Origin of the sequence: Aquimarina sp. 2-A2, assembly GCF_045505135.1 — a bacterium.
Classification (GTDB): domain Bacteria; phylum Bacteroidota; class Bacteroidia; order Flavobacteriales; family Flavobacteriaceae; genus Aquimarina; species Aquimarina intermedia.
In genome coordinates this window covers 153,458-177,156 of record NZ_JBJKFI010000006.1, presented here as the reverse complement: position 1 = coordinate 177,156, position 23,699 = coordinate 153,458, and the positions used below count along the sequence as shown (strand labels likewise).

The window sequence follows — 23,699 nt, the reverse complement described above, 5'->3', positions numbered from 1 at the left end:
TTTTAAAAATTGTTACAAAAGTTTACTATGAATTCAGAGATACGAAATCTAGAACCTAAGGCATTGTGGAATAAATTTGCAGATTTAAACGAAGTACCAAGACCTTCAAAAAAGGAAGAACGTGTTATAGAGTTTATGAAGCAGTTTGGAACATCCCTGGGGTTACAAACCGAAGTTGATACTGTTGGAAATGTGCTTATTCGGAAAAAGGCAACCCCCGGATTTGAAAATAAAAAAACAGTAGTGATGCAGTCTCATTTGGATATGGTGCATCAAAAAAATGCAGATACGCAGTTTGATTTTGATGCTCAGGGCATAGAGATGGTTGTTGATGGAGACTGGGTCAAAGCAAAGGGCACGACCTTAGGTGCTGATAATGGACTAGGAGTTGCAACTATTATGGCGATTTTAGAATCCGATACGATTGAACATCCTGCTATTGAAGCGTTGTTCACTATTGATGAGGAAACCGGTATGACGGGTGCTAAGGGATTGCAAGGAGGCTGGCTGACAGGAGATATTTTATTAAATCTCGATACCGAAGAGGATGATGAAATTGGTGTAGGCTGCGCAGGAGGCGTAGATGTTACCGCCAGTTGTTCTTATACCGAAGAAACCATTCCTTCTAATAGTGTGGCCTATTCACTTACCGTTAACGGTCTCAATGGAGGGCATTCTGGGATGGATATAGATAAAGGATTAGGAAACGCTAACAAAATAATGAATCGCGTATTATATGAAGCTTCTAAGGTAACAGCGCTCCAAATAGCATCAATTAAAGGAGGTAGTTTACGCAATGCTATCCCAAGAGAGAGTTTTGCTACAGTTGTAATTGCTGAAAAGGATCAGGCAACTTTTGAAAACAAAGTGAATGAAATTTTACAGTTAATTAAGGAGGAACTTAAGTTGGTAGAAGAAAATTTAGCGATCAAGGCTCAAACAATTGAAACACCAAAAATGGCAATGTCCGTCGAATTAAGTACCCAATTGATACAATCACTGTATGCGGCTCATAATGGAGTGTATACTATGAGTGCAGCGATTCCTGATTTGGTTGAGACTTCAAATAATATAGCCAAAGTCGAAGTAGGCGCAACTACCATAATTATAAAATGTCTTACGCGAAGTAGTGTTGAGTCATCAAAACAAGACTTGGTCAATAAATTAACAGCAACTTTTAATTTAATTGGATGCGATGTGACAACGGGAGGCGATTATCCAGGCTGGGCTCCTGATATGAGTTCTTCTATTTTAAAAGTGATGGACGCTTTGTATACTGAACTGCATGGAGAAAAAGCAAATGTAGCAGCCTGTCATGCAGGTTTGGAATGTGGAATTTTAGGACAAAATTATCCTAAGATGGAAATGATTTCTTTTGGTCCGACGATCAAAGGAGCTCATTCACCGGACGAGCGTGCGAGCATTTCTTCGGTACAAAAATATTGGAATTTTACATTGGAAACCTTGAAGCGTATTCCGAATAAATAGAAGGTTTCAGAAAGATAAAAAAAAATCCCGCTAACTGATGTTAGCGGGATTTTTATATACTAAGAAAATTCGTTCTTATTTTTTGTCATTTTGAATATCCGTAATCTCTAATTCAAAGATCAAATCAGTGTTTGGAGGGATAGGACCTTGACCACGCTCACCATAGGCTAAATGGGCTGGTAAAAACAACACAGCTTTATCCCCAACTTTCATTTGTTGGATCCCTTCTTTAAAACCGGCAATCATTTGTGCATCTGGAGAGTAGGGTACGGGCATTGGAGCGTATCCTCTTGGATCGGCTGCTCTGCGCTCATTAAATACACCTAGCTCCTTGGCTTTATCAGCAATGTTTGTATCAAAAGCAGTACCATCAGCAAAATATCCTTCGTAATTTACTAAAACAACATCGCCAATTTTAGGTTGTTTACCTTCACCTTTGTTAATAAAAACAATTTCTAATCCGCTTTCTAACTTTTCAGCCTTTGTTTTTAATTCACTGTAACGTGCTGCGATTTTTTCACCTTTTTCTTTTTGAATACGCTCTTTTTCGGCAGTTTCTTCTTCTATTTGTTTAATTCTATCAGAAAAAACAGCTTCACTATCAAAAGATTTAGCATCCTTACCTTTTCGGATAATATTAACCTCAAGCATTTTTACATCTGTTTCAGGCTTATCAGCAACTTTAGTGGTTACTGATCCGATACTGTCCACTACTTCCTGACCTTCTACGATTTCACCAAAAACAGTATGCTTACCATCTAACCATGGAGTTGCCTTCAAGGTGATAAAGAATTGGCTACCGTTGGTATTTGGTCCAGAGTTGGCCATAGATAAAATTCCTTTATTATCATGTGTCAGGCTATCAACGATTTCGTCTGGAAACTTATATCCCGGATCTCCCGAGCCTGTTCCTAACGGATCTCCCGTTTGAATCATAAAATCCTTAATCACACGATGAAATATAATACCGTTATAGAATTTTTTACCTTGGTAAGCACTGTCAACTTTAGTGTTGTTACCTTCGGCTAATGATACAAAGTTGGCAACCGTCATTGGTGTTTCTTTATAAAATAATTCGGCAACCGCAGTACCTTTATTAGTAATTATTTCTGCGTACATACCATCCTTTAGATCTGGATATTTCTCTTCACAGCTACTTATAATTAGCGTTAATACGGCTAGGAATAAAAGATTGAGTTTTTTCATTTTTTAAGTAAATATTAATTTTTAAGTGTTGATTCTCGTTCAATTGTATGTAAGGTAACTTTCGCTTTAAGCGGAATGTTAGTCCCTATTTTATTATCATCTCCATAATATCCATATGCCTGATATGATGGAAACAAAAATGTGACAATTTCTCCCGGTTTCATGAGTTTAAGTCCTTCTCTCAAACCTAGAAATAATTCTTCTTTGTCAATAGTATAGGAAACGGTATCTAATTCCTTTTTAGTATAGATAACATTATCATTAAGGTCATTAAGTTGGTAACTGAAGCTAACATGATCTCCAAATTTAGGAAATTCGACCGTTGAGGTTGTGTCTCTTATATGATAGTAATACCAGAAACCACCATCGGATGCTTTATAGTCGTGGATTGTATCTTGTTCAATAATTTTGAGAATGCGGGATTCTTCCTTAGCAGATAATTTTTTATTTCTGGTAATAGATTCATCCAAAAATGAACCCGTCTTTATATTTACCGGTTTTCTAGCTTCGGGTGTCTTGCAACTTGTAACCATCAGGGTTAGTAAGCCAAAAATTAGACATATCGTTCTCATGAATTCAAGGCATTTTTATAGTCGGGTAAGATACTAATTAATTTAGCAACTGTTTCTTCAATCGAAAGATTACTTTTTCCTCCGGCTGCGTTATGGTGCCCGCCACCTTCAAAATGAGCTCTGGAAAATTCATTGACAGAAAAGTCACCTTTGGATCTAAGCGATATCTTAATAATCCCTTCACTTTTATTCTCAATAAATATTAAAGCAAATACGATATTATGCAGCGATAAACCGAGATTTACAAACCCTTCGGTATCTCCTTTGCGAAAATTATGCTTATCCAATTCTTCTTGCGTAATGGTAATGTATGCAGTACGATATTCGGGTAGTACTTTCAAGTTTTTCAACGCAACACCTTGTAATTGAAGTCGAGAGTAGGTGTTTGTGTCATAAATTTTTTCATGAATTGCGGTATTGTCTGCACCATGATCTATTAATGAAGCGATTACCCTATGTGTGGTGCTTGTTGTGGATCTAAATCTGAATGATCCCGTATCTGTCATTATACCTACGTAAATGCATGTAGCAATTTCTGGCGTAATGTTATTTTCATCTCCCATCATTTCTATAAAATGATACACCATTTGGCAAGTAGAACTCATGGTGACATCACTATACGTAAAAAAAGCATAATCATCCGGTTGTTGATGATGATCAATCATTACAAAGGTAGCCTCTGCATTGCGTAATGGAGTCTCCAAGGCACCACAGCGTCCAAGATGATTAAAATCTAAGGTAAAAATAAGATCTGCTGCGGCTATTAACTGTTCTCCTAGCTCCTTATCAGTATCATAATTTATGATATTTTCTTGACCTGGGATCCATTTTAAAAAATCAGGATAATCATTAGGTGAAATAATGTTTACCTGATGATGTAATGAGGTTAAATAATGGGTAAGCGCTAATGTAGAGCCAATTGCATCTCCATCAGGATTCTTATGAGGCACGATAACAATTTTTTTTGATTCTTGTAAGAGTGCTTTTAAAGCTTCAATTTCTTGTGTTTTCATAGAGCAGCGAATATACAATAAATGTTATTAAATTGTTGTAGAGATGGGTCTAGGAAACAACCGATGGGCTAGGAGTGCAACGAGATTATTAAATTGGAAGGCAGAATTATATACGGTACTGATTGTTTCTAAGATTTTATATTGTATTTGAAGCTTTTATATATACTTTTGCAAAAAAAAAGGATATGCTAGGTATGTCCAAATTAATTTAAAGCCTCGTTGAGGAAAATAATCAATACAATAATAATGGCAACAAACAGAACATTTACAATGCTTAAGCCGGATGCGGTAAGAAAAGGATATATCGGAGCAATCCTTGAGCAAATTGCAGCTTCAGGTTTTAGAATCGTAGCGATGAAATTAACTCAACTTACTACAGATGACGCTAAAGCGTTTTATGCTGTTCATAGCGAACGTCCTTTTTATGGAGAGCTTGTTGAGTATATGACAAGTGGACCTATCGTGGCAGCAATTCTTGAAAAGGAGAATGCAGTTGAGGATTTCAGAACGTTAATAGGAGCTACAAATCCTGAAGACGCTGCAGAGGGAACAATCCGTAAAAAGTTTGCAACTTCAATCAGTGAGAATGCAGTACACGGTAGTGATAGCGATGAGAACGCTGCTATCGAAGGTGCTTTTCATTTTTCTGGTAGAGAGCAATTCTAATATAGTAAGGAGTTATAAGAAAAGTCCATTTTGAAGCTTCAAAATGGACTTTTTTAGTTTACCATAAAACTCTTAAACTAACGTTAGGGGTAAAACGTATGCCATACTTGTCTGAAAAGATATACTCATTTTCGAGGGTATTGGTGGATCGTACCTCTTTGTTAATTAAGGTTTTATTGTCGTAAATATTAAGAATCGAAAGACCGAGTCTGTATTTTAATTTAGATTGTTGTTTTAATTGAAAATTATAAATCACTGAAAAATCCATTCGATGATAGGTTGGTAAAGAAGTACTGTTAATAGTTCCATATTGCAACGTTACCATGCCATTTTCATCCTCAACCTCTTTAACTTGCGTATAAGCTTTTCCAGAATGCCAAAACCATCCTAGAGAAAAACGGAAATTATCTAAATCGTAAAAACTGGTCCATCGAACGGAGTGTCTAATATTCCAATTACCAGGAAAATATTTATTATCATTAACACCAGAAAAAAAATTTTGAGTATTAATGTACGAATAACTTAACCAAGAGTTAAAGCGTTTAATTTTTTTCTTAACAAAAACGTCCATTCCATAGATTTCGCTTTTTCCTTCATGATATTGGTTATCAATAGGGTTTATAAAGCCGGCAGTAAGTGTTGTAATTCCTTTTATATGTTTGTGATAAAAATCAGCATCAAAATTCCATCCTCTTTTTTTAAAGCTCGCTCCCATTGAATATTGTGAGCTGGTAGCAATAGGATAATTGATGGTGTCTGCAAGTTTCCATATCTCGTTCTCTAAGGCAAGATCACTTAATACAGATTCTCGGATGTTACTATCACTTTGTGAACGAAACTCTGCTGTTGCATTAATTTCAAAATTAGGAGTTAGATGTTTTTGAATGACTATTCTTGGTTCTATAAAAGTCTTTTGTAATCCTGCATAATGACTAAGTCGCACACCCGTGGAGAAAAACCAATTTTTTGCATCATCATACTGATAGCCAAAATGCCCTGCATGAGTTTCTAATTTTCGATCATCTTGATCCAACATTAAAAAATATTCAGGGGTAGAAGTAGCAAAACCATGTTTAAAGCGTTTTTTTGAATATTGATATCCTGTAGAAATAGTATTTTTTTTGTCAAAAGCGTAGTTTAGACTAACTGCTCCACCAAGGTCGCGTATGCTATTTTCCTTAGCGCGTACTTCAACAGTTCTGGTAATAGAATCTGTTTTAAAGGCATAATTCAATGCATATTTTGTATAGTAAAGTGAAATTTCTTGCTTTAGGTTTGAACCGTATGTATGATTCCATTTTACGTTATATCCTTCATTTTCGGTAAATAAATTATCGGTAAAGAATTTTTGGTCAGTATTTTGATCAAATCGCAAGGTGTTTTTACTATATAAGGTGTTTAGTTGAAGCGTATCATTTTTAGTTATTTTGTAATTTATACTGGCATTATAATCTAAAAAGTAAAATGTATTGTCTCCTAACTCTGATTGTTGTGTATCTCTTAATTTAGTGTTTTGGTACGCTCTATCCGCTAATTTTTTGTAAGTAAAGGTTTCTAATTGATCTGTATAGGAGCGTCTTCCGGAGAGTTTAATTGACATCTGGTCTTTTATAATTGGGATATCAACGATGGCATCAGCATTGATCATATTGATCCCAAAACTTCCCTTGAAGGTATCTGAAATTTCCGAGCTGGTTCGAATATCGATAATACTTGCTAAGCGGTCACCATAATGTTCTGGAGTACCACTTTTATAAAACAAAACTTCATCGACCGCATAGGGATTAAAGGCTGATAACATACCGTATAAATGCGCGTGATGGTATGTCTTGATTCCGTTCCATAATACTAGATTTTGGTGGGGAGTGCTACCTCGTACATATAATCCAGAAGCAGTCTCATAGGGACTATTTACACCGGGGATTAATTGAATGCTGTAGAGAATATCAGGTTCTGTTAGCCCTGGTAGGGCTTGAAGATCCTTGATTTTAATCTGTATGGTTTTACGGTTTAATGAAATCCCCTTAGCTATAAAGTCCTTGATCAACACCTGATCCAACGATAGCGCAGAGCTAAATACCTCTAAATAGGTGCAAGTAGAATTAAAAATTTCTGAAGCTAAAACCTGTTTCTTAGCATAGCCTGGCAGATCGATTTCCAGAATTGAACCGTAAGGGATTTCTTCAATAATAAAATATCCTCTGTCATCTGTAACAACCACGCTGTTTTCTGGTAGCGTAGTGATTTGTGCATTTGGGATGGCGATTTGCTGTTCGTCTAGTAAAGTTGCACAGAGTGTTATAAGGTCTTGTGACTGATAAGGTCTCAAAGAATAAATAGTGGTTCCTATATTTTCAATCTTTAATAAAGCTTGTTGCTCAATCTGGGTTAATACATCAGTCAATTTCAATTCAGGCGCTAGACGGATAGAAATGGTTTTGTCAGCTAGAATTTGATCGAGGTAAGAAAACGTAATACTGTAATACTGCTCAATTTGAGGTAAGGCTTCTATTAAATACGTATCTTTAAACGTATCAATATTGGTTTCCTCTTGAGAGAAAACCAATACGTTCCAAAGGAATAAAATTACGCAAATTTTTTTAGGCATGTGATTACTTTTCGATCATCACATCTTTTTTGTTATCCGATAATCTGTAATTCATCCCTAAGGTACTAAAAACACTTCTAAGTGCCACATCTAAATTATCGTTAGGGAACGTTCCGGTATAGAGTATATCTAGTTTGAGATTACTATTGTCAATTTTAACGTTATATTGATCTTCAAGTTCCTGGATCACAGTAATTAAAGGTACACTAACAAAACTACTTGTATTATCTATCCATGTAGGCTTCTCTTGAAGTTGTGAAGAGAAATCTTGCGGGGTATTCTTTGTAGAACGAAATATTTGATTTTTTACAAGTATTTTTTCTTGCGTTACACTTTTAACTTTGACCTTTCCCTCATAACAGCTAACCTCAAAAAATGATTCTTCAGCATTAACATTGAATTGTGTGCCAAGTACAGTTATATCTCCATGTTTTGTGTGTACGGTAAAAGTATTACCATTAGTAACTTTAAAGAATGCCTCCCCAGTCAGATCAAGTGATCTTTGCGCGTTCCAATCTTTTTTGTTAAAAACAACTTGTGACATGGCATTAAGCATAACTTGTGAACCATCAGGTAGATCAACGGTTAGCATTTCCCCATGTCCGGTGCTAATTGTGGTGTCGGGATTGTAAAAAAACAAACCAAAGATAATTAGTATCGACGCAGCAATTGCAAGAACAGGAAACAGTCTAAACACTTTTTTAGAATCTTTTGTTTCTTTTCGTTCCTTGTTGTCGTGGATACGTTGTAAATGCGTATCTACATCATAGGCGGGTGAAGGCAGGTGTTCTGTTGACTGCTTTAATTTGACATAAAAATTGTAATCAGGATGTTTCTCAAACTCCTTTAAATCAATTTCTGTCAATTCGCCGTTTAACCAACGAGCAAGAAAAGTCTCATCTTTTTTTAAATCAATCATAATACTGTATATATAAGGTAAACGCGTAAAAATGAATACACCCTACCTTTTTTAAATATTTCCGATACTTTCTCTCAAAGATAGTAAAGCTTTGTGCATCAGCTTTTCAACTGCCTTTACAGAAACATCGGATAATTGCGCAATTTCTTTATATGTTTTTTTATCAATTCGGCTAAGTAGGAAGACTTCACGTTGTCGGTCAGAAAGTTTAGCGAGGGCGTTATCGAGCTTTACTTTAAATTCATCTTCTAAAGCTAAAAACTCAGGAGACTGATTATCTACATCAGACTTTACATGTTTTACGTAATCCTGATATTTGAATTTAACTTTTTGATGACGCGTAATGCTAATTCCTAAATTTGTAGCAACAGTATAGACATAGCTTTTAGCTTTACCAGTAGACACCTTAGAGCAATTATTCCATAACTTTATAAAGGATTCTTGAACTAAATCTTCGGCCTGATCTAGATCGCCAAACTTGTAATAAAGATAATTTCTTAAAAGTTTAGCATTGCTTTCAAAAAAATCATTAAAAATACGTTCGTTACAGATCGTTTCTTCCTCATTTTGCATTATAGTAGGTTTTAGATGCAGTTTCTTTCATAGATATTAAAAGATACAAAAATTATTTTTCAATAGAGAGGGTGGGGTGTCTCCTATTTGATACGTTTAATATCCGTAGGCAATGATAATACATTTGTTTTACATCCAATAACTTTTAACACTTCAACGATGTGCGTACGAGGTAGACTGTTTTTGATGCTACAATTGCTAACAATTGGATTGCACTCTTGCGAAAAAAATGAGATTGATGAAATTTCAGAGTTTAGTATAGGTTCTGAGAATAGTTCATTTAATTCTCTGTTTACTTATGCAGCAGCATATCAGTCGTCTGGAAAATACGATAGTATGTGGACTGTTAATGGAAGAAAAATAGCAAATGAAACTATTAACAAAATATCAAAAGACACTTTTATTTCTCAATTAGATGATGGATTAAATATCGTTTGTTTTATGGCATCAAAAGATGGTCGTTTTATTGAAGAATGTGTTGAAGTTGATAACACAAATAAAAGAACTGAATGTCCTAAGCTATTTTTTGAGGTACAAAAGGATAAGTCAAATGACAAAATATTCAATTTTCACTCCATGTTTAGAAACGTATCCAAAACTTCGTATTGGTGGACGATAAATGGAGTAGTTGTGGACAAAGAAATGGTAAACCATAGAATTGGGAAGGATGATTACCTAAAATACCAATTCATCTCAGGAACACATGAAGTGTGTATGGTTACAAGTTCTGAATCGTGTGAAGAAATTATTTTCTGTACAGAAATATATATAAAGTAATTAAAGATTGGTTAGAGTGATTAGGTTATTCCCTCGGAGGCTGTAGTAGCTTTCGGGGGATTTTTTTAATGAAGTCTCTAGTCAAAGTGTTCAACTACGTATATTAATATTGAATTTGTATCTTTAAATTGAATATAACGAGGTAGGGTAGTAGGTAAGTAGTACGTTACATTAGTATAAAACACTAATTTTGAGATTTTTAAACTATTTTTTGAGAAGTTTTCTGATGCTAAGCTTGGGAGTCATTGTTAGTTGTGTCAATGATGATACTACTATAAGTACTACTAATGAGCCGACGTTATATGATCAAAGTATCAACTTGGTATCAGTTTTGAACGATTTTTCCAAGAATATCGCGCAACAGCCAGAGACCGATCAATGTTTTAGTTTTAAGTATCCTATTAAACTTTCTTATAACACTGACGCTACAGTTGAGTTAAACTCGTATGCAGGTCTTCGTACAGCAATCACGAATCAAAGCGATAACTTTAATATAGTAGGACTTGTATTTCCGATAGAAATTTCATTTCCCGAAACTTCAACAACGTTAAAAATTACTTCTGAAAATGAGTTTTTGGAGATTCTTAATAATTGTCGTATTCGTTCGTTTAGAACTGAATTTGATGAATTTTATAATCGTTGTTTTGATTTAGATTTCCCTTTCTCTATACTTCAATCAAATGACCAGCCTACTGTAATCAATACATCGCAGGAGTTTAATGCTTTTTTACAAAACCAACAAACCGGTTTTCAGCCTGTTTTCGATTTTCCTATCACAGTAATAGATAAAGAAACACAAGTAAAGAGAACCGTAGCTACCTATTATGAAATTTATCAGACGATAAATTCATGTCCTGATATTTTTGAGCTATGTCCTGCATATGATTTTTCTATAGAATCAACTTCTTCACTGGAGCTTACCTACACCTTTGAGCGAAGTAATCCTACTTCCATTGAGTTTTCACCTTATACTTGGTCGGTTGATGGTGTAGCTGTCAAATCAGACGGTGGTGCCTCAGGAAATAATTTGTTGGAGTATTCTTTTTCTCAACCCGGATTTTATACGGTTTGTATAGAGTCTCAAGAAGCGTGTCTAGGTGCAACCCAATTTTGTAAAGAAATTGTGGTACCAGAATATTGTGCACCACTCTCATTCATATCGTCACAAGTGACTAATAGTTTGGAATTCAATTTTACAGCAGATTTTACAGACCGTGATGCTTTACAGTATAGTTGGTTTATTGACGGGGTGTTGATTGAGGCAAATGACGGTGGTCTTCTAGGTGATAACGTATTTAACTTTACTTTTGCTCCAGGGTCTTACAATGTGTGTATTGAAGCAGTATCAGTTTCTTGCCCTCAGGGAATGCAATATTGTATGCAGATAGAGGTCGCACCAATCTGTCCACAATTAGAATTTACTTATGAAAAACTATTACTGCTGCCGCTTTACAGCTTTACTGCAGATTTCCCTGAAAAGAATGACGTGACCTATTCCTGGTATATTGATAATGTGTTTATAGAAGAAGATGGTGGAGGTGTAGGAGGTGATAATGTCATGCAATATAATTTACTTGTGGGAGTCTATGAAGTCTGCATACGGTATCAATCACCGGAATGTCCCGACGGAATTGAATTTTGTGAGACAGTAACAGTTTTGTGATTACTAAAACTGTAAAAAGTATCATTACATTTTATGGATTGTTCAAAAAAAACTTCATGCTTTTTGAAAGCTGATAAATCTGATAAGATTCCCTTTCGCTCTTAACTTGTTTGGTTAGGTTTTTCGTAACTTTAAAATGTTAACCTAATGATACTTTTACTATGAGATACCATACAAGAAAAATGGTGAAACCCGAAGATTTAAACCCTAATGAGACTTTGTTTGGCGGTCGACTGCTGGAATGGATAGATGAAGAAGCTGCTTTATACGGGGTCATACAATTAGAAAATAAACGGGTAGTCACCAAGTTTATTTCTGAAATTAATTTTATCAGCTCAGCAGTTCAAGGAGATATCGTAGAAATAGGAATGGATGTTGTTAAGTTTGGTTCAACCTCCTTAACCTTGCGCTGTGAAGTTCGTAATAAACTAAGTAGAAAAACTATTCTTAAAGTTGAGAATATCACCTTAGTAAATTTGAATGAAGACGGGATTCCTGTACCTCATAATAAGACCAAAATCGAATACGTAAGAGACCGACTGGAAGAACTATCTAAGGATTAGTTTTTTAACTAAATCTTTTTTTAAAGCTTCGTTGAGATTATTAATAATTTTTTCGCGGCCATAACTTAATTCTTCTCGCAATACAGATGAGGTGAGCTCAATATACAATGTGTCTCTATCTAATTTTATGGATCGGGTATAATTTACAATGGCCGGACCCATAACATCAGCCCAAACATCTTGCACAGCTACCTTGTCCAGTCCTGTTTGCAGTTTGTTTGAGTCAACAAAATCTTTTAGAACATCTCCTATACTAAAAGAATCTTCGCCTCTTTTTTTCATTCTAAATTAAGTTTTGTGTATGGTCGGTAAAAGTACAAATTTCCATCCGGGTTGCGCAGAATTAACTCATCTTCTTTGGCAGAAATTAAAGTCTCTTTCCAAGAGTCATAAGGCGTATTATATTCTAAATACAAACTGTCATTTTGGATCATAACCCTAAATTTTTCACTATTTTTAAAGGTGATAAAGGTGCCATCCAATTGAGGTTGTAATTTCTTTCTCACACCTAAAGAATCGCCTGCTAATTCGATGAAATCTATGGACTGATTAAAATTATATACTTTTTCTTTACCATCAGCGGTTTGAACTTTACTGATTTCCCAATACCCGTTCAAGTAAGCTATCTGATCTTTAGGGCTCACCTTATTACAAGAAAGAGTTCCGAATACTATAATGAGTATAATAATTCCTTTATAACATTTCATATGCTCACAATTTAAATATTTTATAAGACTGAGATATTTTTTTCACGACAGCTTCAGTTCGGTCAGCATGTGTGTCGCTTATGAACAATTGACCAAAATTTTGCTCATTTACCAGCTTAATAATGTGTTCGACTCTGGTTTCATCTAATTTATCAAAGATATCATCCAAAAGTAAAATTGGATTGACTTTACTTTTTTGTTTAATAAAATCAAATTGAGCTAATTTTAGAGCAATCAGAAAAGATTTTTGTTGCCCTTGACTTCCGAACTTTTTGATGGGATGTTGATCGATTTCAAAAGATAAATCATCCTTGTGTGTACCTACACTGGTATACTGTAACATCCGATCTTTAGAAAGGTTTTCTTCTAATAGGTTAATCAAAGGCTGCTCTGACACCCTACTTTGGTAGGTAACAGAAACCACTTCATTTCCAGAACTGATGGCTTTATACCGTTCGGTAAAAATAGGTAAAAAAGTCTCTAAAAAATCTTTTCTTTTATTATAGATAACAGTACCCAGGTCATGTAATTGTTGGTTATAAACGTCCAAAGTAGTTTTGTCGAATGTAGCATTAGCCGAAAAGTATTTTAAAAGCGAATTACGTTGAGAAACAACTTTGGAATAATTAAGTAATGTTTTCAAAAATTGAGCATCACTTTGCGCAATGACTCCATCTATAAATTTTCTACGAGTTTCGCTTCCTTCTGTAATTAGATCCCGATCGGCAGGAGAAATGATTACTAACGGCAAAAAACCAATATGCTTACTAATTGTAGGGTATACCTTATTATTTCGTTTTACTACTTTTTTCTGTCCTTTTTTCGCACTTACCAGTACATGTTCTGTTCGAGATTCTTTTTCATAAATGCCTTCCACTACAAAAAAATCGCTCGAATGTCTTATATTTTGACTGGTAATAGGATTGAAGTAACTCTTTGCAAACGACAGGTGATAGATAGCATCCAGAACATTCGTTTTACCAACCCCATTATTCCCGACTAAGCAATTAATATGGTTATCAAATTCAAAAGATATGGAGTCAAAATTCTTGTAATTTAAAAGAGAAAGCGATTTTAAAATCATAAACTACTGGTAGTCAAGGTGTACTGTGGATTGTGTTATTCATAGAAAAGTACTGCAAATTATCGAAAAATAACAAATATTTTCGCTTTTAAATATGAATAAAAATTTTATTTTTGCCCTTCATTAAAGAAAATTTATGGCAACTTACAAGAAACGAGGATACAAACCTAAAAGTAAAGAAGAAGAAGTTGAGCAAGTAGAAGATCAATCAACTACTGCCGAAGTATTCAATACCTTAGATGAAGGTGCTTCAAAAACTGAAGAGTGGGTAGCAGCTAATCAAAAGTATATCTTTATTTTTATAGGCGTTGTAGCCTTTATAGTTTTAGGATATCTTGGATATCAAAAATTGGTTCAGGAGCCAAAAGAGCAAGAGGCATCTAACGAAATGTTTAGAGCACAACAGTATTTTAACGATGCTGTGACCGGTAATGAAAAAATCAGTGATTCTTTATATGGCTTAGCGCTTAACGGGGGAGAAGGAAAATATGGTTTTATTGAAATCATTGAAAATTACGGTGGAACTAAAGCTGCAAATCTGGCTAACTATTATGCAGGATTCTCGTATCTTAATATGAGTAAGTACGAAGAGGCGATTGCCTATTTGGATGAGTTTAAAAGTGATGATCAAATGCTAGGTCCGTTAGCCTTAGGAGGTATAGGGGATGCATTTGCACAACTTGATCAACCAGAACAAGCATTATCGTATTATGAGAAAGCGGCAGAGACGAAGACGAATTCTTTAACAACTCCGAAGTTTTTATTGAAAGCAGCTATAACCGCACTATCACTGGATAAAGCAGATGTTGCAATTACTTATTTGGAAAGAATTAAAGAAGAGTTTCCTTCAAGTGTTGAAGCTAATCAAGTTGAAGTACACTTAGGTAGAGCAAAAGCGGCAACTAATTAATCGCTTTTACTTGATCCTTTGATCACGGTTATAAGTGCTACACAAATAGCATGAATAACTAACATATAATTTTATTATGGCTACAGAGAATAAAAATTTATCTCAATATAATAAAGCTACAATCCCAAACGCGAAAGATTTTCGGTTTGGGATTGTTGTTTCTGAGTGGAATGACACTATTACCGAAGGTCTATTTCAAGGAGCATTCGATGCTTTAGTAGACTGCGGAGCTTTAAAGGATAATATCGTACGATGGAACGTTCCCGGAAGCTTTGAGCTTATCTATGGATGCAAAAAAATGCAAAAAAGTTATGATATGCTTGATGCAGTTATTGCCATTGGATCTGTTATCAAAGGCGAAACGCAGCATTTTGACTTTGTATGTCAAGGGGTAACTCAAGGGATTAAAGATCTTAATGTAACAAGTGATATTCCCGTTATTTTTTGTGTGCTTACCGATAATACCATGCAACAATCGATTGATCGTTCTGGTGGCAAACATGGTAATAAAGGGACTGAAGCCGCAATCGCAGCCATAAAAATGGCACAACTTAAAAAAGAGGCGCATTTCTAACATATGTAGCTTTATCAGGACGCCTCTGGAACGTTTCTTGCTATGAGTATTATTCTGGATTGTATGCGTAAAGGCTTTACATTACAATCCATTTTGAGTATATTTGAAACTTACAAAAAGAGAGGAGCTGATCGTGAAAGTAAATATTTTAAAGAAGAAGGTTAATAGAAGATTTAACTACACTCCCCGATATTACAAGGGTAAAAGTAGTGGTAATATCTATAGTTTTGAAAATAGAATTACTAAGTATCGAGAGACTACTAACGACATAGATTTTGGAGCGCATTGGGCCGAAATGCGAAAAGCAAGTCGAACGCGCGGAAATCGTGAGATTAACAAGCGAGTTATTTATATTGCGATGGTTTTAATCTTTATCTTTTTGTATATCATAGATTTTGATTTATCAATTTTTACTTCACGACAATAAATGTCTGATATTATTCAATTATTACCCGATCATGTAGCAAATCAAATTGCTGCAGGAGAGGTTGTTCAACGTCCCGCATCTGTAGTTAAAGAACTATTAGAGAATGCTATTGATGCACAAGCATCTCATATCAAGCTTTTGGTAAAAGAAGCAGGTAAAACTCGTATCCAAGTGATCGATGATGGGATCGGTATGAGTGTCACAGATGCCCGACTTAGTTTTGAACGGCATGCAACTTCAAAAATTAAAAAAGCCGAAGATTTATTTCAATTAGATACCAAAGGTTTTAGAGGAGAAGCATTGGCTTCTATTGCTGCCATTGCTCATGTAGAACTTAAAACAAAGCAAGCTGACGATGAGGTAGGAACCGAAATCAAAATTGAGGGGAGCGAAGTGAGTTCGCAAGAGGTGTGCGTTACTCCTACAGGAACCTCTATCTGTGTAAAAAATCTTTTTTATAACATTCCTGCCCGCCGTAATTTCCTTAAGTCAAATACAGTCGAACTACGTCATATCATAGATGAATTTCATAGAGTAGCGATGGTGCATCCGTCAATAAAGTTTGATATGTACCATAATGACAGTGAGGTTTTTAGTCTACCGGTAGCAAACCACAGACAACGAATAGTGCATATTCTCGGCGGTAAAACAAACGAAAAACTAGTTCCGATTCAGGAAGAAACAGATCTTGTTAAAATTAGTGGTTTTGTCGGCAAGCCTGAGTTTGCAAAACGTAGTAGAGGAGAGCAATTCTTTTTTGTGAATAATCGGTTTATAAAAAGTGCCTATCTTAATCATGCCGTAACTTCGGCATTTGAGGGTTTATGCAAAGAAAAAACGTTTCCTACGTATTTCGTGTATTTGGATGTTGATCCAAAATCCATCGATATTAATATACATCCTACCAAAACTGAAATTAAATTTGATGACGAGCATTCCCTTTATGCTATGCTGCGTTCTACAATTAAACACAGCTTGGGACAATTTAGTGTCGCGCCTGTATTAGACTTTAATAAGGATGCATCGATGGAGACACCTTATGATTTCAAAAATAAAGAAGCACGTGTACCCACTATAGAGGTAGATCGTAACTTTAACCCCTTTAAAGACGAAAAAACCCGAGCCGATGCAAATAGTAGTATGGGCAGAACTTCGTATAAAGAAAAGAAATCCTCCGACTGGGAGAATCTCTACGTGGGGTTACAAGCGGATACCTCGGCTATTGATCAACACAAAAAATCAAATGATTTTTCTTCTGTACAGTTTGAAAGTACGGCAATTACGGGATCTCTGTTTGATGAGAAAAAAGAGTCTGATCTTAGTCATAACCCTACCTATCAGCTAAAGCGAAAATATATAATAACGACTATCAAGAGCGGTATGGTTATTATCAATCAACATCGGGCACATCAGCGTATTTTATATGAAGAGTTACTGCGCAACATTACAATGGCTAATGCCGTAAGCCAACAACTTATTTTTCCGTTAAAAATTTCTTTTACAACGCAAGAAATTGAACTTTTGCAAATGGTAAGAGAACAATTAGAACATACAGGATTTGTTTTTGATGCTATTGTTGAGGAGGAAGTAAGTATTAGTGGTATACCTACGGCAATTACTGAGAGTGAAGTGAGTATGTTATTAGAGCAGCTATTGGGGGATTTACAAAATGAAGTGCCGGATAGCGGATTTTCTCAAACAGATTTTCTGGCTAAATCTATGGCAAAAAGTATTGCGGTGCGCACAGGTATTGTTTTAGAGCAAGAACAGCAACAGCATATAGTGAATAGTTTATTTGCCTGTACAGAACCGACGATAACACCAGATCATAAACCAACATTTACGACCATTACCGTAGATGAAATTGATAAAAAATTTTAAAAAAATATGGGTAGACTTACTGATACGGTAAAAGCCATACTGATAATTAACGTAATTTTCTTTTTGGGTACATTAAGCCTTGGAGAACAAGCGTATAACTTTTTTGCCTTATGGTTTCCTAAAAACGATAATTTTCAGATTTGGCAAATAATTACGCATATGTTTATGCACGGTGATGCCGGGCATATATTTTTCAATATGTTTGCGCTCTATATGTTTGGTAGCCATTTAGAGAGCGCTATCGGTCAAAGGAAATTTCTTTTTATATATTTTTCAGCGGGATTGGGTGCTGTTGCCTTTCAGATTCTGTTTACCTATTTTCAGTTTCAGCCAGGATATCAGGCATACATTGAGGCAGGATTTACTCCGGATCAAATACAAACCTTTATTAATGATGTAATTTCTACGGGCCAGTATCGGGTATATGATACTATTCCTAAAGAAGTAACAGAGCGAATGATAAAAGCATTTGTCACCCCTATGGTTGGTGCATCTGGTGCAATATTTGGAGTTTTGGCTGCGTTTGCTGTATTGTTTCCCAACCTGCCACTATATATTATTTTTATACCTATTCCCATCAAAGCAAAATACTTAATTGGAGGATACTTTTTGATGGATTTATACGGAGGGATTACCGGACAGGCTATTTTAGGACCATCAAACGTAGCTCACTGGGCACATATTGGTGGGGCGGTTATAGGATTTATAACCATGTGGTATTGGAAACGTAACTCGTTTAATCAAAATAGATGGTATTAGCATGACATCAAATTCATTAAAATATCAATATCAGACGGCTTCCATATTAATAAAGCTTATTGTCATTAATGTGTTGCTTTTTTTGATAGCTACTTTAGTTTCTTGGGTGATAAAAAGTAACCCGGGCGCTTTGATGCAATGGTTCGTGCTACCTATTCAATTAGAGGAATTAGTGATACAACCCTGGAGTCTGTTAACTTATAGCTTTCTTCATTTTGATTTTTGGCATATTTTCTGGAATATGCTTGTATTGTATTGGTTTGGAAAGATTGTACTGAATCTGTTTAATGAGAAACGGTTTTTGACCATCTATTTGTTGGGGGCAATTAGTGGAGGAGTATTGTTTGTTGCTGCTTATAATTTGTTTCCTGTGCTTCAAGGCTCGATGGCGTATTTAATCGGAGCTTCTGCTGCAGTGCGTGCTATTATGATTTTTATCGCAGCATATACGCCGAACACCGAGGTTCGTATTATATTTTTTAATGTTAAACTCTGGCATATAGGTGTATTTGTAGTATTATCTGACTTAATACAATTGCCCAATTCTGGCAATGCCGGCGGACTTATTGCACATATGGGTGGCGCATTATTGGGATATGTTTATGCACTTCAGCTTCAAAAAGGTAATGATATTGGAGCAGGCTTCGAACGTTTTATGGATACGTTGGCAACTTTTTTTAGCTTCAAAAAGAAAAGTCCTTTAAAAACGGTTTACAAAGCCAGTGCTAAAAAACAGCCTAAAAAGCAAAGCTCTAATGCCAAAACAGTTCAAAAAAATAAGGATCAAGCTCAAATTGATGCTATACTGGACAAAATAAGTAAGAGTGGTTATGAGAGTCTTACAAAAAAAGAAAAGGACTTTTTGTTCAAAGCCGGTAAGGAGTAAGCATGAGAAAGTTAGTTAATCGATTTGTTTTCTTATTGAATTCGATAGTTGCCTTTGCGCTATTACTATCTTATTTGCTACCCTATATTTCGCCAAAAACATTTCCTTTACTCTCAGTACTAAGTTTAACAGTACCCATCTTGATTCTGATAAATGCGCTCTTTATGGTGTATTGGATCCTCTTGGTGAACAGACGTTTTTTGCTTTCGTTCATAGTGTTGTTATTGGGAATCTCTCATGTGTTTTCTTTATATAAATTTCGTGGCAAGTCTGCTAAAGCAGATAAAGAGAATACCCTTTCTTTACTGAGTTATAATGTTCATAGTTTTAATCGATTCGAATGGATTGATAACGAACTTATTCCTCAAGAGATTTCAGCGTTGGTGAAAGAGCAAAACCCTGATATTTTTTGCGGACAGGAATTTTATAATAATCCCGATATTGACTTTTCTCAGTATCCCTATTCGTATCAGGATTTTAATAATGATAATGGAGAATTAGCACTAGTTATTCTATCCAAATATCCAATTATAAACAAGGGTTCTCTGCAATTTGAAGGCACAGCAAACAATATTATTTTTTCTGATATTGTTGTCAAAAAGGATACGCTACGTGTCTACAATGTTCACTTACAATCGCATCGTATTACACCCAGTACAGATGCCATTGCTAAAGAAGGTTCTCAAAAATTGCTCTCCAGAATGCAAATGTCATTTATTAAGCAACAGCAGCAGGTGGATTTGCTTACCGATCATATCAAAACATCGCCCTATAAGGTCATGGTCATGGGGGACTTTAATAACTCTGCATATTCCTATGTGTATAATACAGTGTTAGCCCAAGGGCTTAAAGATGCATTTAAAGAAGCTGGTAAGGGCTTTGGAAAAACCTATGAATTTAAGTTGTTTCCTGTGCGAATTGATTTTATTCTGGTAGAAGAAGAATTTGAGGTGCTGACGTTCAAAAGTTTTGACACCAAACTCTCAGATCATTATCCTGTAGTTACCAAAATTCAATTATAATAACTCATAAGCCAGCAATCAATAGTATCTGTGGTTATATGCCATAACAATGCGATTGCCAGGATTCTACTTTTTTTTGGGAGTAGTAGCAAAAAATATATTGCTATTGCGATAGTGCTATGAAATGTATGATAGCCAACACTACAGCGATCAGGATCAAAAATAGGCTGTGCCCAGAGATGGTCGATGTCAATTAACATTGCTAGTAGGAAGAAAATATATACCTGTTTCCATTCTTTTCGATACCAATAGAGACTTACCATCAGAGGTAGTATAAAATGAAAACCATAGTGGATAAGCGTCCTGGTCATATATGGATCGATGATAAATTAATCGCTTAGCCTTAGCGCTTGTTACAAAGCGATACTTTGCTCTTCTAGATACGTTAATGCATTGGTTCCTTCATTAAAAATAAGGTCGAGTATGGACAAATTTTTAAGAGAGCCATGCTTATCCTGAAAAACCTGATTGTAGGAAGCAAGTTCGTGCTTTTCGTTCTTGGCTATAATTAAAGACCGTAAATCTCTATGCTCAGTTACTTCTTTTTTATAGTGATCAGTTTTTTGATAGGACAGATCTAATTGTAAACAATCTGCGACAACTTCTAACGTTTCATAATTAAAATCCAGAAGAAATTCTTTCTTTTTCTCAAAAAGTGGAAGTAATTCATCTTCATAAAATTCAAAAAAAGGGGAGGTGCGATAGGCGGTCTCCAAGGATCTCCAATGTAACTTCTGCCATTCAAAATCATTCTCTATTCGAATATCTCTGTATAATTGACGTCGATTATCTTGCGAATGCTTAATCGGAATGGTCAAAAGTAGTCTACCATTGGCTCCATAGATATAGGTGCGGTTGCGATAGGTTTGTTTTTGATAATTGTCCTGATCTTCAAAAAGTATTTGATCAGCATTTGCAATTGCCACAAACTGCGCAATAGATCCAAAGTATGCCGGATGAAGTAATGTAGCCTTTTTAGTTGATGTCATTATACCAGTACTCATAAGCAACCTGATCAAACTCAGGTTTGTCAATTCAACGTTTGTTACTTAAGATTTTTTCTTACTCTTTTTATAGCGACTATAGCCCAACCATAAAATCAATGCAGCTAAAAAGTAATAGAAATAGGATACAGGTTCGCCATCACCACCTACGGTTGTAAACAGGCGCTCCCACCTTATTTTATTAAATAACCCTTTTCCATACGTATCATAGCTGAAGAAAATAAACACTGGTTTACCTACAATATGATTTTCAGGAACATATCCCCAGGCGCGACTGTCTTCACTGTTGTGACGGTTATCACCCATCATCCAGTAATAATTTTGTTTGAAGGTGTAGCTGGTTATAGGTTGATCGTTCAGTAATATTTGATTCCCTCTAGCTTCTAAGGTGTTATCGATGCCCATTTCGGATCCTTCGTATACCTCTATAACACGACGATACAATGAAAAGTTCTCTAAGTTCATTGGTATAGTCGCACCCGCTTTAGGAATATAAATCGGACCAAAATTATCAATATTCCAGTCTACCTTACCATTATTCGGAAAAATTCTGGGATCTTTTACCCCTTTAGGTAAAATGGCACGCTCTAAACTCGCAACATTTGGATGATTTGCAAATTTATTAGCAGCCTCTTCAGTGAGTCCCTGAGCACCAAATTCTGTAGCTGAGGTTAAACCAAATTCGTTAGGCTTTATTTTATAACGATCGTATAGATTTTGACGGTTGAATCCGGATCCTTTTGTAGTGCCTCTGTATGAAAACTGTAGTTGGGCACGGTCCGGTAATTCTGTACGCTTACCATTGATATGAACATAACCATCAACGACAGACAAAGTATCTCCCGGAATTCCTACACTACGCTTTACGTAATTAGATTTTTTATCAATTGGTTTATAAAAGCTCATGCCTGAGCGATCTCTAAAATAACGTACCGTATCGATGGGCCAACTAAAAACAACAATATCGTTTCTTTCTATATCTTGAAATCCCGGCAATCTAAAATACGGGTATTGTGGTTCAGATAAGTAGGATTTTGTTTTAATCACAGGAATTGTATCATGAACCATAGGAAAAGAAACAGCAGTCATTGGCGTTCGGGCACCGTAATGAAACTTACTTACAAACAGAAAGTCTCCAACGAGTAACGTACGTTCGAGCGATCCGGTTGGAATGGTAAAGGGCTGAATGAAATAGGTATGAACAATAGTTGCTGCAACGACTGCAAAAAGTATAGAGCTTGTCCATTCTCCTGCAGCAGTACGTGGCTTTAAACTACGATCGGCAATATGCTTTACATCCAAGGCATAATTCACATAATAAATATAAAAACCTAATGTAAGTACAACCAAAACAGTGTCTTTAGTCTCGTATTTACCAAAACTTCTGATAGTTTCTACCCAAATAACGGGTAACATGATCACATTGATCATAGGAACAAATAAGAGAATAACCCACCACCAAGGACGGTTTATAATTTTCATTAGAATCACAGCATTATAAACTGGTACTGCAGCCTCCCATGCTTTTCTGCCTGCTTTCTGATAGAGCTTCCATGTACCTGCAAAGTGAATCAGCTGTACTATTAGAAAAAATATAAACCATTCGTAAATTGTCATCTCAAAATATGTTTTAGTATACGTCGCTCAAGTCACGGCAACGTTACGTAGTTTGTATAATATATTATTTTATAATCCCAACACATCCTTCATCGTATAGACGCCGGTTTTATTTTGAAGCCACTCTGCGGCGACTATTGCACCTAATGCAAAACCATTGCGATTATGGGCAGTATGTTTAATTTCGATGGTATCTATTTGTGATGTATACTGCACAGTATGCGTTCCCGGCACTTCGGGTTCGCGTTTTGCAGTAATTGGGATACCATTGGTGGCAATTGTATCAGTTGTATCTTTTAAAAACCAATTGGTAGTGTCACTAGTAGCTATAATATCCTCAGCCAAGGTAATTGCGGTACCGCTGGGAGCGTCAAGTTTCTGTAAATGATGAATTTCTTCGATAGCAACGGCATAGGTGTCCAGAGGCTTCATCATTTGCGCTAGTTTTTTGTTTAGTTCAAAATAAAGGTTTACACCCAAACTAAAATTTGAAGCATATATAAAAGCACCCTTTTTTTGATGACATAAGCTTACCGTTTCCTCAAAATGATCAAGCCAACCAGTCGTTCCACAAATAATAGGAACAGAAGCTTCAAAACATCTAGTAATATTCTCAACCGCCGCGTCCGGAATGCTAAAATCAATGGCCACATCTGCGCTTGTTAAATCGTAGTTCGTATCATTTTTACCAACTTTAAGAACGATAGAGTGACCACGTTCTAACGCAATTTGTTCGATGGTTTTTCCCATCTTACCATAGCCTAATAGTGCGATTTTCAT

The 23,699-nt window shown here is 35.6% G+C and carries 25 protein-coding genes; 12 read left to right on the top strand and 13 right to left on the bottom strand.

Annotated features, from left to right (window positions below):
- Positions 1–27 precede the first annotated feature (27 nt).
- Positions 28–1,488 carry an aminoacyl-histidine dipeptidase gene (locus ACJRPK_RS14405; protein WP_407140981.1) on the top strand — a complete coding sequence of 487 codons (1,461 nt, stop codon included), beginning with the start codon at positions 28–30 and terminating at the stop codon, positions 1,486–1,488.
- Positions 1,489–1,563: 75 nt separating this feature from the next.
- On the opposite strand, the gene ACJRPK_RS14400 is transcribed toward ACJRPK_RS14405, so the two are convergent.
- The 3 genes from ACJRPK_RS14400 to ACJRPK_RS14390 are packed head-to-tail and all read right to left on the bottom strand — an operon-like array spanning position 1,564 to position 4,279.
- Positions 1,564–2,694, bottom strand: a complete 1,131-nt coding sequence (locus ACJRPK_RS14400; protein ID WP_407140978.1) for a peptidylprolyl isomerase — start codon at positions 2,692–2,694, stop codon at positions 1,564–1,566.
- 14 nt (positions 2,695–2,708) lie between these two features.
- Positions 2,709–3,266: a gliding motility-associated peptidyl-prolyl isomerase GldI gene (gene gldI / locus ACJRPK_RS14395; RefSeq protein ID WP_407140976.1), complete on the bottom strand. Its 558-nt coding sequence runs from the start codon at positions 3,264–3,266 to the stop codon at positions 2,709–2,711.
- Positions 3,263–4,279, bottom strand: a complete 1,017-nt coding sequence (locus ACJRPK_RS14390; protein ID WP_407140974.1) for a DHH family phosphoesterase — start codon at positions 4,277–4,279, stop codon at positions 3,263–3,265. The genes gldI and ACJRPK_RS14390 overlap by 4 nt, the downstream gene beginning before the upstream one ends.
- Positions 4,280–4,525: 246 nt before the next feature.
- On the opposite strand from ACJRPK_RS14390, the gene ACJRPK_RS14385 reads away from it, so the two are divergent.
- Entirely contained in the window at positions 4,526–4,945 is a 420-nt protein-coding gene (locus ACJRPK_RS14385; protein WP_148782897.1) for a nucleoside-diphosphate kinase, read from the top strand.
- 58 nt (positions 4,946–5,003) lie between these two features.
- Here the strand turns inward: ACJRPK_RS14385 and ACJRPK_RS14380 are convergent, their stop codons facing one another.
- From ACJRPK_RS14380 to ACJRPK_RS14370, 3 genes are read right to left on the bottom strand one after another with little or no spacing between them, the layout of a single operon-like run.
- Positions 5,004–7,553 carry a FecR domain-containing protein gene (locus ACJRPK_RS14380; RefSeq protein ID WP_407140972.1) on the bottom strand — a complete coding sequence of 850 codons (2,550 nt, stop codon included), beginning with the start codon at positions 7,551–7,553 and terminating at the stop codon, positions 5,004–5,006.
- Positions 7,554–7,557: 4 nt separating this feature from the next.
- Positions 7,558–8,472: a FecR family protein gene (locus ACJRPK_RS14375; protein WP_407140970.1), complete on the bottom strand. Its 915-nt coding sequence runs from the start codon at positions 8,470–8,472 to the stop codon at positions 7,558–7,560.
- 51 nt (positions 8,473–8,523) lie between these two features.
- On the bottom strand, positions 8,524–9,045 hold the full coding sequence (locus ACJRPK_RS14370) for an RNA polymerase sigma factor (RefSeq protein ID WP_407140968.1): 522 nt from the start codon (positions 9,043–9,045) through the stop codon (positions 8,524–8,526).
- 186 nt (positions 9,046–9,231) lie between these two features.
- Between ACJRPK_RS14370 and ACJRPK_RS14365 the strand changes: the two genes are divergently transcribed.
- The 3 genes from ACJRPK_RS14365 (at position 9,232) to ACJRPK_RS14355 (ending at position 12,048) form a co-directional block, all read left to right on the top strand.
- Positions 9,232–9,822, top strand: a complete 591-nt coding sequence (locus ACJRPK_RS14365; protein ID WP_407140967.1) for a hypothetical protein — start codon at positions 9,232–9,234, stop codon at positions 9,820–9,822.
- 190 nt (positions 9,823–10,012) lie between these two features.
- Complete coding sequence (locus tag ACJRPK_RS14360) at positions 10,013–11,485, top strand: hypothetical protein (RefSeq protein WP_407140965.1); 1,473 nt, start codon at positions 10,013–10,015, stop codon at positions 11,483–11,485.
- A gap of 161 nt (positions 11,486–11,646) precedes the next feature.
- Positions 11,647–12,048, top strand: coding sequence for an acyl-CoA thioesterase (locus ACJRPK_RS14355; RefSeq protein ID WP_407140963.1), 402 nt, complete (start codon positions 11,647–11,649; stop codon positions 12,046–12,048).
- On the opposite strand, the gene ACJRPK_RS14350 is transcribed toward ACJRPK_RS14355, so the two are convergent.
- Genes ACJRPK_RS14350 through recF form a run of 3 tightly spaced genes read right to left on the bottom strand, consistent with a single transcriptional unit; the run spans position 12,034 to position 13,839 of the window.
- On the bottom strand, positions 12,034–12,330 hold the full coding sequence (locus ACJRPK_RS14350; RefSeq protein ID WP_407140962.1) for a DUF721 domain-containing protein: 297 nt from the start codon (positions 12,328–12,330) through the stop codon (positions 12,034–12,036). The genes ACJRPK_RS14355 and ACJRPK_RS14350 overlap by 15 nt on opposite strands.
- Positions 12,327–12,755 (bottom strand): lipocalin family protein, encoded by a 429-nt coding sequence (locus ACJRPK_RS14345; protein WP_407140960.1) that lies wholly within the window; start codon positions 12,753–12,755, stop codon positions 12,327–12,329. Before ACJRPK_RS14345 ends, ACJRPK_RS14350 begins: the two co-directional genes overlap by 4 nt.
- Positions 12,756–12,759: 4 nt before the next feature.
- Positions 12,760–13,839 (bottom strand): DNA replication/repair protein RecF, encoded by a 1,080-nt coding sequence (gene recF / locus ACJRPK_RS14340; RefSeq protein ID WP_407140958.1) that lies wholly within the window; start codon positions 13,837–13,839, stop codon positions 12,760–12,762.
- A gap of 136 nt (positions 13,840–13,975) precedes the next feature.
- Here recF and ACJRPK_RS14335 point away from each other — a divergent pair, with 136 nt between their 5' ends.
- The 7 genes from ACJRPK_RS14335 (at position 13,976) to ACJRPK_RS14305 (ending at position 20,298) form a co-directional block, all read left to right on the top strand.
- On the top strand, positions 13,976–14,749 hold the full coding sequence (locus tag ACJRPK_RS14335; protein WP_407140956.1) for a tetratricopeptide repeat protein: 774 nt from the start codon (positions 13,976–13,978) through the stop codon (positions 14,747–14,749).
- Positions 14,750–14,825: 76 nt separating this feature from the next.
- The gene (gene ribH / locus ACJRPK_RS14330) at positions 14,826–15,323 is read left to right on the top strand and encodes a 6,7-dimethyl-8-ribityllumazine synthase (RefSeq protein ID WP_407140955.1); all 498 of its coding nucleotides are present in this window, start codon (positions 14,826–14,828) and stop codon (positions 15,321–15,323) included.
- A 103-nt stretch (positions 15,324–15,426) separates the two neighbouring features.
- Positions 15,427–15,750 (top strand): hypothetical protein, encoded by a 324-nt coding sequence (locus ACJRPK_RS14325; protein ID WP_407140953.1) that lies wholly within the window; start codon positions 15,427–15,429, stop codon positions 15,748–15,750.
- Complete coding sequence (gene mutL, locus ACJRPK_RS14320; protein ID WP_407140951.1) at positions 15,751–17,631, top strand: DNA mismatch repair endonuclease MutL; 1,881 nt, start codon at positions 15,751–15,753, stop codon at positions 17,629–17,631. It abuts the gene before it with no gap.
- Between the two features lie 6 nt (positions 17,632–17,637).
- Positions 17,638–18,390 (top strand): rhomboid family intramembrane serine protease, encoded by a 753-nt coding sequence (locus ACJRPK_RS14315; protein ID WP_407140949.1) that lies wholly within the window; start codon positions 17,638–17,640, stop codon positions 18,388–18,390.
- A gap of 1 nt (position 18,391) precedes the next feature.
- Positions 18,392–19,276 carry a rhomboid family intramembrane serine protease gene (locus tag ACJRPK_RS14310; protein ID WP_407140948.1) on the top strand — a complete coding sequence of 295 codons (885 nt, stop codon included), beginning with the start codon at positions 18,392–18,394 and terminating at the stop codon, positions 19,274–19,276.
- Between the two features lie 2 nt (positions 19,277–19,278).
- A complete protein-coding gene (locus ACJRPK_RS14305) occupies positions 19,279–20,298 on the top strand; it encodes an endonuclease/exonuclease/phosphatase family protein (protein WP_407140946.1) in 1,020 nt (339 codons plus the stop codon).
- On the opposite strand, the gene ACJRPK_RS14300 is transcribed toward ACJRPK_RS14305, so the two are convergent.
- The 4 genes from ACJRPK_RS14300 to dapB all read right to left on the bottom strand — a co-directional run bounded on the left by ACJRPK_RS14300 (position 20,289) and on the right by dapB (position 23,699).
- Positions 20,289–20,609 (bottom strand): DUF6122 family protein, encoded by a 321-nt coding sequence (locus ACJRPK_RS14300; protein WP_407140945.1) that lies wholly within the window; start codon positions 20,607–20,609, stop codon positions 20,289–20,291. The genes ACJRPK_RS14305 and ACJRPK_RS14300 overlap by 10 nt on opposite strands.
- A 42-nt stretch (positions 20,610–20,651) precedes the next feature.
- Entirely contained in the window at positions 20,652–21,302 is a 651-nt protein-coding gene (locus ACJRPK_RS14295; RefSeq protein WP_407140943.1) for a WbqC family protein, read from the bottom strand.
- A gap of 45 nt (positions 21,303–21,347) precedes the next feature.
- Complete coding sequence (lepB, locus tag ACJRPK_RS14290; protein ID WP_407140942.1) at positions 21,348–22,919, bottom strand: signal peptidase I; 1,572 nt, start codon at positions 22,917–22,919, stop codon at positions 21,348–21,350.
- A 69-nt stretch (positions 22,920–22,988) separates the two neighbouring features.
- Positions 22,989–23,699, bottom strand: coding sequence for a 4-hydroxy-tetrahydrodipicolinate reductase (dapB, locus tag ACJRPK_RS14285; RefSeq protein WP_407140940.1), 711 nt, complete (start codon positions 23,697–23,699; stop codon positions 22,989–22,991).

Coding starts and splice junctions, on each gene's coding strand:
- ACJRPK_RS14405 (WP_407140981.1), top strand. CDS start 28: ATGAATTCAGAGATACGAAATCTAGAACCTAAGGCATTGTGGAATAAA.
- ACJRPK_RS14400 (WP_407140978.1), bottom strand. CDS start 2,694: ATGAAAAAACTCAATCTTTTATTCCTAGCCGTATTAACGCTAATTATA.
- gldI (WP_407140976.1), bottom strand. CDS start 3,266: ATGAGAACGATATGTCTAATTTTTGGCTTACTAACCCTGATGGTTACA.
- ACJRPK_RS14390 (WP_407140974.1), bottom strand. CDS start 4,279: ATGAAAACACAAGAAATTGAAGCTTTAAAAGCACTCTTACAAGAATCA.
- ACJRPK_RS14385 (WP_148782897.1), top strand. CDS start 4,526: ATGGCAACAAACAGAACATTTACAATGCTTAAGCCGGATGCGGTAAGA.
- ACJRPK_RS14380 (WP_407140972.1), bottom strand. CDS start 7,553: ATGCCTAAAAAAATTTGCGTAATTTTATTCCTTTGGAACGTATTGGTT.
- ACJRPK_RS14375 (WP_407140970.1), bottom strand. CDS start 8,472: ATGATTGATTTAAAAAAAGATGAGACTTTTCTTGCTCGTTGGTTAAAC.
- ACJRPK_RS14370 (WP_407140968.1), bottom strand. CDS start 9,045: ATGCAAAATGAGGAAGAAACGATCTGTAACGAACGTATTTTTAATGAT.
- ACJRPK_RS14365 (WP_407140967.1), top strand. CDS start 9,232: ATGCTACAATTGCTAACAATTGGATTGCACTCTTGCGAAAAAAATGAG.
- ACJRPK_RS14355 (WP_407140963.1), top strand. CDS start 11,647: ATGAGATACCATACAAGAAAAATGGTGAAACCCGAAGATTTAAACCCT.
- ACJRPK_RS14350 (WP_407140962.1), bottom strand. CDS start 12,330: ATGAAAAAAAGAGGCGAAGATTCTTTTAGTATAGGAGATGTTCTAAAA.
- ACJRPK_RS14345 (WP_407140960.1), bottom strand. CDS start 12,755: ATGAAATGTTATAAAGGAATTATTATACTCATTATAGTATTCGGAACT.
- recF (WP_407140958.1), bottom strand. CDS start 13,839: ATGATTTTAAAATCGCTTTCTCTTTTAAATTACAAGAATTTTGACTCC.
- ACJRPK_RS14335 (WP_407140956.1), top strand. CDS start 13,976: ATGGCAACTTACAAGAAACGAGGATACAAACCTAAAAGTAAAGAAGAA.
- ribH (WP_407140955.1), top strand. CDS start 14,826: ATGGCTACAGAGAATAAAAATTTATCTCAATATAATAAAGCTACAATC.
- mutL (WP_407140951.1), top strand. CDS start 15,751: ATGTCTGATATTATTCAATTATTACCCGATCATGTAGCAAATCAAATT.
- ACJRPK_RS14315 (WP_407140949.1), top strand. CDS start 17,638: ATGGGTAGACTTACTGATACGGTAAAAGCCATACTGATAATTAACGTA.
- ACJRPK_RS14310 (WP_407140948.1), top strand. CDS start 18,392: ATGACATCAAATTCATTAAAATATCAATATCAGACGGCTTCCATATTA.
- ACJRPK_RS14305 (WP_407140946.1), top strand. CDS start 19,279: ATGAGAAAGTTAGTTAATCGATTTGTTTTCTTATTGAATTCGATAGTT.
- ACJRPK_RS14300 (WP_407140945.1), bottom strand. CDS start 20,609: ATGACCAGGACGCTTATCCACTATGGTTTTCATTTTATACTACCTCTG.
- ACJRPK_RS14295 (WP_407140943.1), bottom strand. CDS start 21,302: ATGAGTACTGGTATAATGACATCAACTAAAAAGGCTACATTACTTCAT.
- lepB (WP_407140942.1), bottom strand. CDS start 22,919: ATGACAATTTACGAATGGTTTATATTTTTTCTAATAGTACAGCTGATT.
- dapB (WP_407140940.1), bottom strand. CDS start 23,699: ATGAAAATCGCACTATTAGGCTATGGTAAGATGGGAAAAACCATCGAA.